We start from the raw sequence: 8988 nt of genomic DNA on the forward strand, positions 1-8988 counted from the left end.
GCGCGTGCCCGACGGCGCGCGGGACTCCGCCGACGCCGACGACGCCCGCCTGGTGCTGGTGGTCGACCAGTTCGAGGAGGTTTTCACCCAGTGCGCCGACGAGCGGGAACGGCACGCGTTCGCGACCGCGCTGGCGCACGCGGGGCCCGCCCTGGTGGCGGTGGCCGTCCGGGCGGACTTCTACGAGCGGTGCACGTTGGTCGAACCACTGGCCCCGATGCTGGCCGGGCAGGTCGTGGTGGGCCCGATGACGGCGGACGAGCTGCGCCGGGCCGTCACCGAACCCGCGCGCCGGGCAGGGGTGAGCGTGGACCCCGCTCTGCCCGACCGGCTGCTGGCGGATCTGGGGGCACGGGCCGGACTCGACCACGACCCCGGCGCGCTCCCGCTGCTCGCGCACGCGCTGCGGGAGAGCTGGCACCATCGCGACGGCGGCCCGTTGACGGTCGCGGCCTACGCGCGCACCGGCGGCCTCGATCACGCCGTGGCCGACACGGCCGAACGGATCTACACCGGGCTCGCAGCCCCGGCGCGGCGTGACGTGCGCACGGCCCTGCTCCGGATGGTGACCGTGGTGGCCGACGGCACCGTGGTCCGGCGCCCGGCCGACCGCGACGAGGGTCTCCGCCGAGGCGCTGAACCCGTTCATCGCGGCGCGGCTGGTCACCGCCGACGCCCACGCCGTGCGCCTGACCCATGAGGCGCTGCTGCGCGCCTGGCCACGGCTGGCCGAGTGGGTCGAGCGGGACCGCCAGGAGCTGGTCCTGCGCGGGCGGCTGGACGACGCGGCGCGGGCCTGGCTGGATTCCGGGCGCGACGAGAGCGCGCTGTACCGGGGCGCGCGGCTCGCCGCGGCCGTGGAGTGGGCGCGCGACCGCGGCGACCTCACCGAGACCGAACGCGGGTTCCTGCGTGCGAGCACCCGCGCCGAGCAACGGTCCACCCGCCGGTTGCGGGGCCTCGTGGCGGGCCTGGCGACGCTGCTGGTGGTGTCGCTGGTGGCCGGAGGCGCGGCGCTGACCGCGCAACGAGACGCCGAGCGGCAGCGACGGGACGCACAGTCCCGCGCCTCGGCGGCCGAGTCCCAGCTCCTCGCGCTTCCCGACCCCGTGCGAGCGAAACGGCTCGCGCTGCGGGGATGGGAGGCGAGCCACACCACGCAGGCCCGCAGCGCGCTGCTGTCGGCACCCTCCCTGGCGACGCCGCTGTCCTTCGACTCGGGTTTCGCCACCGCCTACTCGGCCGACGTCGGCCCCGACGGCACGCTCATCGCCGTCGGAGGCCCCGACGGGCGGGCCCTGGTCTGGGACACCGGGAGCGGCGGGCCGCTGGACTACGCCCTGTCCGGCCACACCGAGACCGTCTGGGACGTCGCCTTCTCCCCCGACGGCACGCGGCTGGCCACCGCATCCGGAGAGGAGCGGGGCGTGCGGATCTGGGAGGTGGCCAGCGGCGAGCTGGTCCGCACGCTGCCCGGCGCCTTCCGGGTGGCGTGGCGGCCGGACGGCGCCGGGATCGCGGCGTTCGAGCCCGGCGAGGGCGGGGTGGTGGTCCGCGACCCGGACACCGGGACCGTGCTCGACAGCCTGCCCGGAACCGGCGCGCTGGTCTACGACCTGGCCTTCCACCCGGGCGGAGAACACATCGCGCTCGGCCGCGACGACGGCACGGTCGAGTTGTGGGACACCGGTGGCGGCGGCGCGGCCGAACTCGTCCTGCGGCACCACCCGCACACCGGCACGACGCGGGTGGCCTTCTCCGCCGACCTGCTCGCCACGGCCAGCCAGGACGACCCGGAGGTGCGGCTGTGGGACGCGCGCACGGGAGCCGCCGAGGGTGTGATCTCCCAGAGCGGGGCGGAGTTCGGCCCTTCGGGCATCGCGTTCAGCCCGGACGGGCTCCGTCTGCTCACAGTGGAATCCGACAACATCGTCTCGTGGGACGTCGAGACCCGGCGGCGCAGCGGTGAGTACGCGTCGCTGGGGGACACGATCACCGCCCTGGCGGTGTCGGCGGACGGCCGGACCGTCGTGGCCGCCACCGCGCGCGGGGACCTCACGCGCTGGCTGCGCGGAACGGGCTGGAACACCCGGTTCAGTGGCGCGGCGATCAGTGTGTCCTTCGCCCCCGACGGCAGTGACCTCACCGCCGTCGACGGCACGGGGGAGCTCCGCACCTGGAACGCCGTCAACGGACGTCCGTCCGCCCCGGCCCACGCCCCGCAGGGCACCGCGCGCACCGTCGCCCGTACCCCGGACGGCGGGGTCGTCGTGCTCTCCGTGGACGGCACGATCTCGGTCGGACGGCCGGACACCCCGGGTGAGGCGCGGCGACGGACGCTACCGGACAGGCAGATGCGCGCGCACCCCGCCGTCTCCGCCGACGGCCGGTGGATCGCCGCCGTGTCCGATGTGGATGGTGTAACGGACCGGGTGCTGCACGTGTGGGACAGCGCGACCCTCACCGAGGTCGCGCGGGCCGAACTGGGCGAGGCGCTGGTGACCTCCCCGGCCTTCGGCCCCGACGGCACACGCCTGGCCGCGACCGTCGACGACGAGGTACGCGTCTGGCGCCTCGGCGAGGACGGGCTCACCGAAGCGAGCACCCTCGACGTCGGCGAGCGCACCCTCTATGCCCTCGCCCTCTCCCCGGACGGCGCGACGCTGGCGACGGTGGGCGACGGCGGGCGGATCGCACTGCGCGATGCCGACTCGGGCGAGCTTCTCCGGCGGTTCGACTCCGCCCACCCGGCCACCGTCCGGACGCTGACCTTCTCCCCGGACGGCCGCATGCTGGCCTCCGGCACGGTCGACGACTCGGTCGTGCGGCTGTGGGACGTCGGCACGGGGAGCCTGCTGGCGAACCTCTCCGGCCACCTCGGACCGCTGAACGACCTGGCCTTCTCCCCCGACGGACGGCTGCTCGCCAGCGCGAGCCAGGACACCAGTGTGGGCGTGTGGCACGTGCGCCCCGGCGACGCCGTCGGCGTGCTGTGCGACCAGCTCCGTGCCACCCCGGGAGGCGCCGAGCCCAGTTGCGCGCACACCGGCTGAACACGCCCTTCGCCGGTTCCGCCGGGGGGGCGTCAGTCGTCCAGGTCCGCGGGGGTGTCCACGTCGGTCCCCGTACCGAGGTCGGCGCACTCGACCGCGCGCAGGTCCGACCGCTCTGCCAGCCAGTCCCGCGCGCCCCGGTCACCCCCGGCCGCGTCCGCGATCTCCGGCCACCACCGGCGTCCGAACAGCACCGGATGCCCCGGGACGCCGTCGTAGCAGGCGCGGGCCACCACATCGGGCGCGCTCAGCTCCCGTAGTCGGGTGACGATGTCGGCGCCCACTCCGGGCACATCCACCAGGTGCACCAGCGCCGCCTCCGGTGCGGGGTCGAGACGGCCCACGGCACCCAGCCCGGCGCGCAGGGACGCGCCCATACCCTCACGCCAGTCCGGGGCGGGTACGGGATGCGCCCCGGCGGGCAACAGCGGGCGCACGGCATCGGCGGCCGCCCCGAGCACCACCAGCACGGGCGCACAGCCGCCGTCGGCCAGCAGCCGGGCGGCCCGGGTGACCAGCGGCTCTCCCCCCACCTCCACCAGCGCCTTCGGCCCGCCGAACCGCCGTCCCGCCCCGGCGGCCAACAGCAGTCCCGCGGTGCTCACGACACCCGCGCCGACGGCGCCATCGCGAGGTCGGCCTCGATGCGCTCGGCCGTGGCCCGCAACGGCGGCAGGAGTTCCCGGCGCACGGACTCCGCCGTGGTGCGGCTGGCGTGGGTGGACAGGTTCACCGCCGCCACCACGGCGCCGTCCTTGTCGTGCAGCGGCACGGCGACCGAGCGCAGCCCCTCCTCCAGCTCCTGGTCCACCAGCGCCCAGCCCCTCTCGCGCACCGTGTCCAGCTCGTCGCGCAAGGCCACGGGCGAGGTGATCGTACGCGGGGTCAGCGGGTCGAACGTCGCCGAACTCAGGTACTCGGCCAGCTTCGCGGGCGGCAACCCGGCGAGCAGGACATGCCCCATCGACGTCGCGTGCGCCGGGAAGCGGGTGCCCACGTTGATGCTCACCGCCATGATCCGCGAGACCGAAACCCGCGCGACGTAGACGATGTCGGTACCGTCGAGCACCGAGACCGAGCTCGACTCGTGCACCTCGGCCGAGAGCCGCTCAAGGTGCGGCTGCACCACCTGCGGCAGGGACAGGCTGGACAGGAACGCGTACCCCAGCTCCAGCACTCGTGCGGTCAGGGTGAAGTACTTGCCGTCCGTGCGCACGTAGCCGAGGTCGGCCAGGGTCAGCAGGAACCGGCGGGCGGCGGCCCGGGTGAGGCCGGTCGCCTTCGCCACGTCGCTCAAGGTCAGCTCCGGGGACCCGGCGTGGAACGCCTTGATCACCGCGAGGCCGCGTTCGAGCGACTGGACGTGGTGCGCACCGCGTGCGCTGCTGTCCTCCATGGCCGTCCAACCTATCGGGTGGGTCGCGCTAGATCTCACCCATCTCGGCGAGCGTGCGTTGCGCGATGGCGAACGCCTCGTTGGCGGCGGGTACCCCGGCGTAGACGCCGGTGTGCAGCAGCACCTCGGAGATTTCGGCGGGGGTGAGCCCGTTGCCGATCGCGGCGCGCACGTGCATGGCGATCTCGCCGTGGCTGCGCAGCGCCGTGAGCACGGCCAGGGTCAGGCAGCTGCGGGTCCGGCGGTCCAGCCCGTCCCGCGTCCACACCGAGCCCCACGCCGCCCGGGTGATGTAGTCCTGGAAGGGGCGCGTGAACTCGGTGGTGCCCGCGACGGCCCGGTCGACGTGCTCGTCGCCCAGCACCTCCCGCCGCACCCGCATTCCCGCCGCGTGGAGCGCGTCCACGCCATTCTGCTCCGCGTGGAGGGCGTCCACGCCATCCTGCTCCCCGTGGAGCGCCTCCACGCCATCCCGCGCGGTGGTGTCCGCGCGGTGGTCGTCGTCGGTCGGCATCGTCACAGTCCCGCTTTCAGATGTTCCAGGATGAGCGCCGAGAAGCGCTCCGGTTGTTCGGCCGTGCCCAGGTGCGCGGCCCCCTCCACGACCTCGAACCGGGCACCGGGGATCGCCTCGGCGATCGGCCTGGCGTGTCCGTCCGATGGAGTGGCCGGGTCGTCCGCCCCCGCGATCACCAGGGTCGGCGCGGTGATCCGGTGGAGGTCCTCTCGCACGTCCAGGGAGCCGATCGCCGCGCAACAGGCCGCGTACCCCTGCGCGGGCACCGAGGCCGTCATGTGGTGGTACTCGCGGGTCCGCTCCGGATGCGCCGAGCGCCACCGCGGGGTGAACCATCGCTGGATACTCGCGTCGGCGATCGCGGTCATGCCCCCGGTGCGCGCGGCGGCCGCACGCTCGGCCCACGACTCGGGCGTGCCGAGGTCGGCCGAGGTGCAGCACAGCACCAGCCTCCCGAGTCGTTCGGGATGGTGGATGGCCAACCACATGCCGATCATGCCGCCGAGGGAGAGTCCGACGACGTGCGCGCTCTCCACCGCCAGCTCGTCCAGCAGTTCCACCACGTCGCTACCGAGGTCGGCGACCGAGCAGGGGCCGTCGGGAACCGGGCTCCCGCCGTGGCCCCTGTGGTCGTGGCGCACGACACGGTACCCCGCCGAGGTGAGCGGCTCCACCTGCGGGTCCCACATGCTCAGGTCGCTGCCGATCGAGCCGGACAGGACCACCACCTCGCCGTCGGCGGGGCCGTGAATCTCGTGGTAGACCCTCACCGTGCCCGTTCCTCCTCCCGGGCCGCGCCGGGAGCCCGGCCCGCGTCTTCCTCGCGCCGGGCGCGGCGGTCCCGGTGCGCCTCCAGCGCACGCCGCACGAACTCCTCCGCGCTGCCCAGGTATCCCGCCGGGTCCAACAGCCCGGAGATGCGCTCCTCCGACAGGTGCCCGCCGACGAGCGGGTCCTCGGCCAGCACGCGGTGCAGCGGGATGGACTCCTCCACAGCGCGGCGGCAACACTCGGTGACGGCATCGTGCGCGGCCAGCCTGCCGACGGCGGGCGCCAATTCCGTGGTGACCCGTTCGGCCAGCAGAACGCCACCGCCGCGGTCGAGGTTGTGCCGCATCCGGTCGGCGTCGACCCGCACCCGCTCCACACTCCGCCGCAGCCAGTGGGCCGCCGACCCGGACACCTGCCACAGCCGTGTGAACGGCAGCCACTCGGCGTGCCAGGAGCCCGCCGCACGCTGGTCCTCCTGCTCCATCGCGGCCAGCAGGTCGGCCACCAGTCCGGGCGCCTGCTTGGCCGAGCCGAGCGTGGTCACGGCCGCCACCGGGTTGCGCTTGTGCGGCATGGTGGACGATCCGCCGCTGCCGGAGGGGCCCTGCTCGACGACCTCGCCGACGTCGGTGCTCGCGAGCGAGACGAGGGAGCGCGCCACCCCGGAGACGGCACCGGAGACCGCGCCGAGCGCGCCCGCGACCTCGGCGATCGGCGTGCGATCGGTGTGCCACGGCAGTACGGGCTCGGCCAGGCCCAGGCGCGCCGAGAAGGCAGCCAGGACGGCGGGGCCGTGCTCACCCAGCGAGGCCAGCGTGCCCGCCGCCCCGCCGAGCTGTGCGGGCGGCCGCACTCCACGCAACCGATCGGCGGCGGTGTCGAGGGAGCTCAGCCACCCGGCGGCCACGAGGCCGAAGGTGACCGGGAGGGCGTGCTGGGACAGCGTTCTACCGACGTGCACGGTCCGCGCGTGCCGTCCGGCCAACTCCGCGAGCCGGTCGGTGCAGGCGTCGAGATCGGCCAGCAGCGGCTCGCGGGCCCGTGCGGCCAGCAGCATCGCCGCCGAGTCGAGAACGTCCTGACTCGTGGCGCCCCAATGCACCGACCGTGCCGCCTCCGCGTCCTCGGCCGCGACACGGTCGGTGAGCACGCGGACCAGCGGCCCGGCGGGATTGCCGATGCCGGTCGCGGCCCGGCCCAGTTCCCCGGCGTCGAGTTCGGCGCGGGAGCACACCCCGGCGATCGTGTCGGCATGGGCTCGCTCGACCAGCCCGGCGTCGGCCTGCGCTCCGGCCAGGGCGGCCTCCACGTCGAGCAGCGCCCGCACCCACGCGGCGTCCGAGGTCTGCCCGGCCACTCCCCCGGCGGCGAACAGCGGGTCGAACAGCTCAGACATCACGGCCCGTCCGTTCACACATCGAGCAACCCCGTCGCGTCCCGCACCGGAGTACACCATTCACACAGCGGAAGGCGCCGTGCACGCGTCGGAGGACGCCATTCACACATCGAAGAACACTGTCTCGCCCTCGCCCTGCAGGCGCACGTCGAACCGGTACCCGTCGGCCGTGCGCTCGGCGACGAGGGTGTGCCTGCGCTCGGCGGGCACGGCGGCGAGCACCGGGTCGGCCGCGTTCGCCTCGGCGTACTCGGGGAAGTAGACCCGGGTCACCACCCGGTGCAGCAGTCCCCGGGCGAACACGGACACCGCGATGTGCGGTGCCTGCCCCGGCAGTGCGCCGGGAACGACCGTGCGGATCGCGTAAGCACCGGTGTCGTCGGTGGGGCAGCGCCCGAAGCCCCGGAAACCCGGCCGGGCGCCGCGCGGGTCGTCCGGGTGGTCGAACCGGCCGTCCGGATCGGCCTGCCAGGTCTCGACCAGCCCGTCCGGCACCAGCGCGCCCGCGCCGTCGGTGACCACACCCCGGAGCCACACCGCGCCCTCGGTGCCCTCGGCGACCACGTCAGGGCCGTCGTCCCACGGCAGGCCGAGCGACAGGTACGGTCCGACGGTCTGCGACGGCGTCGATCCCAGCGTCGCGGTCTGTCCAGTGTCGCTCACTCGTCCTCCTGTGCTCCGCGGGACACCCGCACCCGGTCGGACTCCGTGAGCGTCGTATCCAGTGTCGCTCACTCGTCCTCGTCCTCCTCGTTTTCGAAGGGTGTGGCCTCCCGGCCGCGCAGCACGATGTCGAACTCGAACGCCAGCGCCCATTCCGGCACCGTGCGGTCCATGTCGAACCGCGACACGAGTCGCTGCCGCGCCTTCTCGTCGGGGATCGAGTTGAAGATCGGGTCCTGGGAGAACAGCGGGTCGTCCGGGAAGTACATCTGCGTGACCAGCCGCTGGGTGAACGCCCTGCCGAACACCGAGAAGTGGATGTGGGCGGGCCGCCAGGCGTTGTCGTGGTTCTTCCACGGATAGGCGCCGGGCTTGATCGTGACGAACTCGTAGCGGCCGTCGCTGTCGGTGACGGTGCGGCCCACGCCTTCGAAGTTCGGGTCGACGGGGCAGGGCCAGTTGTCCCACACGTGCTTGTACCGGCCGCCCGCGTTGGCCTGCCACACCTCGACCAGGGAGTGCGGTACCGGACGTCCGTCGCCGTCGAGCAGCCTGCCGTGCACGATGATCCGCTGGCCCTGGGGTTGTTCGGGATGCTGCCGGGTCAGGTCGTTGTCCAGCTCCCCGAGCCTGCCGGGACCGAGCAGCGGCCCGGTCACCTCGGTGAGCTTGTGCGGCAGCAGCACCAACGGCTGTGTCGGGTGCCGCAGCCGGGTCGACTTGTACCCCGGGGAGTCCAGCGGCGGGTGCGTGCCCTCCGGGTCCCTGCGGTAGCTCGGCAGGATCAGTCCCGACTCCGCCGACGTCCGCGCTGACGTGGTCATCTCTCCTCCTCGTTCCGCCTCGGGCGTGCTCACGCCTCGAGGACCACGGCCAGGCCCTGCCCGACCCCGATGCAGATGGCGGCCAGGCCCCAGCCGCCGCCGCGGCGGCGCAGCTCGTGGGCGAGTGTGCCCAGCACTCGCCCACCGGAGGCACCGAGCGGGTGCCCGATGGCGATGGCGCCGCCGTTGACGTTGACGATGTCCGGGTCGAGATCGGGCCAGTCGGCGAGGCAGGCCAGCGACTGCGCGGCGAAGGCCTCGTTCAGCTCCACCGCCGTCAGCTCGTCCCAGCCGATGCCCGCCCGCTCCAGCGCGATCTCGGCGGCCCGGACGGGGCCGATCCCGAACACGTCCGGGTCGACGCCCGC

At 74.2% G+C, this 8988-nt stretch carries 9 protein-coding genes and 1 pseudogene; 2 read left to right on the forward strand and 8 right to left on the reverse strand.

The features are described from left to right. Both SACSA_RS26130 and SACSA_RS0113195 read left to right on the forward strand, forming a co-directional pair. A partial coding sequence (locus tag SACSA_RS26130; protein ID WP_456300024.1) for an nSTAND1 domain-containing NTPase occupies positions 1-700 on the forward strand: 700 nt, incomplete at its 5' end. Continuing rightward, positions 684-3053 (forward strand): WD40 repeat domain-containing protein, encoded by a 2370-nt coding sequence (locus tag SACSA_RS0113195; RefSeq protein WP_019816397.1) that lies wholly within the window; start codon positions 684-686, stop codon positions 3051-3053. The genes SACSA_RS26130 and SACSA_RS0113195, both read left to right, overlap by 17 nt. Before the next feature lie 32 nt (positions 3054-3085). Here the strand turns inward: SACSA_RS0113195 and SACSA_RS0113200 are convergent, their stop codons facing one another. The 8 genes and pseudogenes from SACSA_RS0113200 to SACSA_RS22825 all read right to left on the reverse strand — a co-directional run. Continuing rightward, positions 3086-3658, reverse strand: coding sequence for a nucleotidyltransferase family protein (locus SACSA_RS0113200; RefSeq protein ID WP_019816398.1), 573 nt, complete (start codon positions 3656-3658; stop codon positions 3086-3088). Continuing rightward, the gene (locus SACSA_RS0113205; protein WP_019816399.1) at positions 3655-4449 is read right to left on the reverse strand and encodes an IclR family transcriptional regulator domain-containing protein; all 795 of its coding nucleotides are present in this window, start codon (positions 4447-4449) and stop codon (positions 3655-3657) included. Before SACSA_RS0113205 ends, SACSA_RS0113200 begins: the two co-directional genes overlap by 4 nt. A 28-nt stretch (positions 4450-4477) precedes the next feature. After that, positions 4478-4855: a 4-carboxymuconolactone decarboxylase gene (gene pcaC, locus SACSA_RS0113210; protein WP_028661841.1), complete on the reverse strand. Its 378-nt coding sequence runs from the start codon at positions 4853-4855 to the stop codon at positions 4478-4480. Positions 4856-4965: 110 nt separating this feature from the next. Further along, positions 4966-5736 carry a 3-oxoadipate enol-lactonase gene (pcaD, locus tag SACSA_RS0113215; RefSeq protein WP_019816401.1) on the reverse strand — a complete coding sequence of 257 codons (771 nt, stop codon included), beginning with the start codon at positions 5734-5736 and terminating at the stop codon, positions 4966-4968. Then, on the reverse strand, positions 5733-7133 hold the full coding sequence (locus SACSA_RS0113220; RefSeq protein ID WP_019816402.1) for a class-II fumarase/aspartase family protein: 1401 nt from the start codon (positions 7131-7133) through the stop codon (positions 5733-5735). The genes pcaD and SACSA_RS0113220 overlap by 4 nt, the downstream gene beginning before the upstream one ends. A gap of 102 nt (positions 7134-7235) precedes the next feature. After that, complete coding sequence (pcaG, locus tag SACSA_RS0113225) at positions 7236-7796, reverse strand: protocatechuate 3,4-dioxygenase subunit alpha (RefSeq protein WP_019816403.1); 561 nt, start codon at positions 7794-7796, stop codon at positions 7236-7238. Between the two features lie 68 nt (positions 7797-7864). Next, positions 7865-8620: a protocatechuate 3,4-dioxygenase subunit beta gene (pcaH, locus tag SACSA_RS0113230; protein ID WP_019816404.1), complete on the reverse strand. Its 756-nt coding sequence runs from the start codon at positions 8618-8620 to the stop codon at positions 7865-7867. A 29-nt stretch (positions 8621-8649) separates the two neighbouring features. Beyond that, positions 8650-8988 (reverse strand): annotated as a pseudogene (locus tag SACSA_RS22825) (3-oxoadipyl-CoA thiolase); the annotation flags it as partial.

The sequence above is a fragment of the Saccharomonospora saliphila YIM 90502 genome (assembly GCF_000383795.1).
Classification (GTDB): Bacteria; Actinomycetota; Actinomycetes; order Mycobacteriales; family Pseudonocardiaceae; genus Saccharomonospora; species Saccharomonospora saliphila.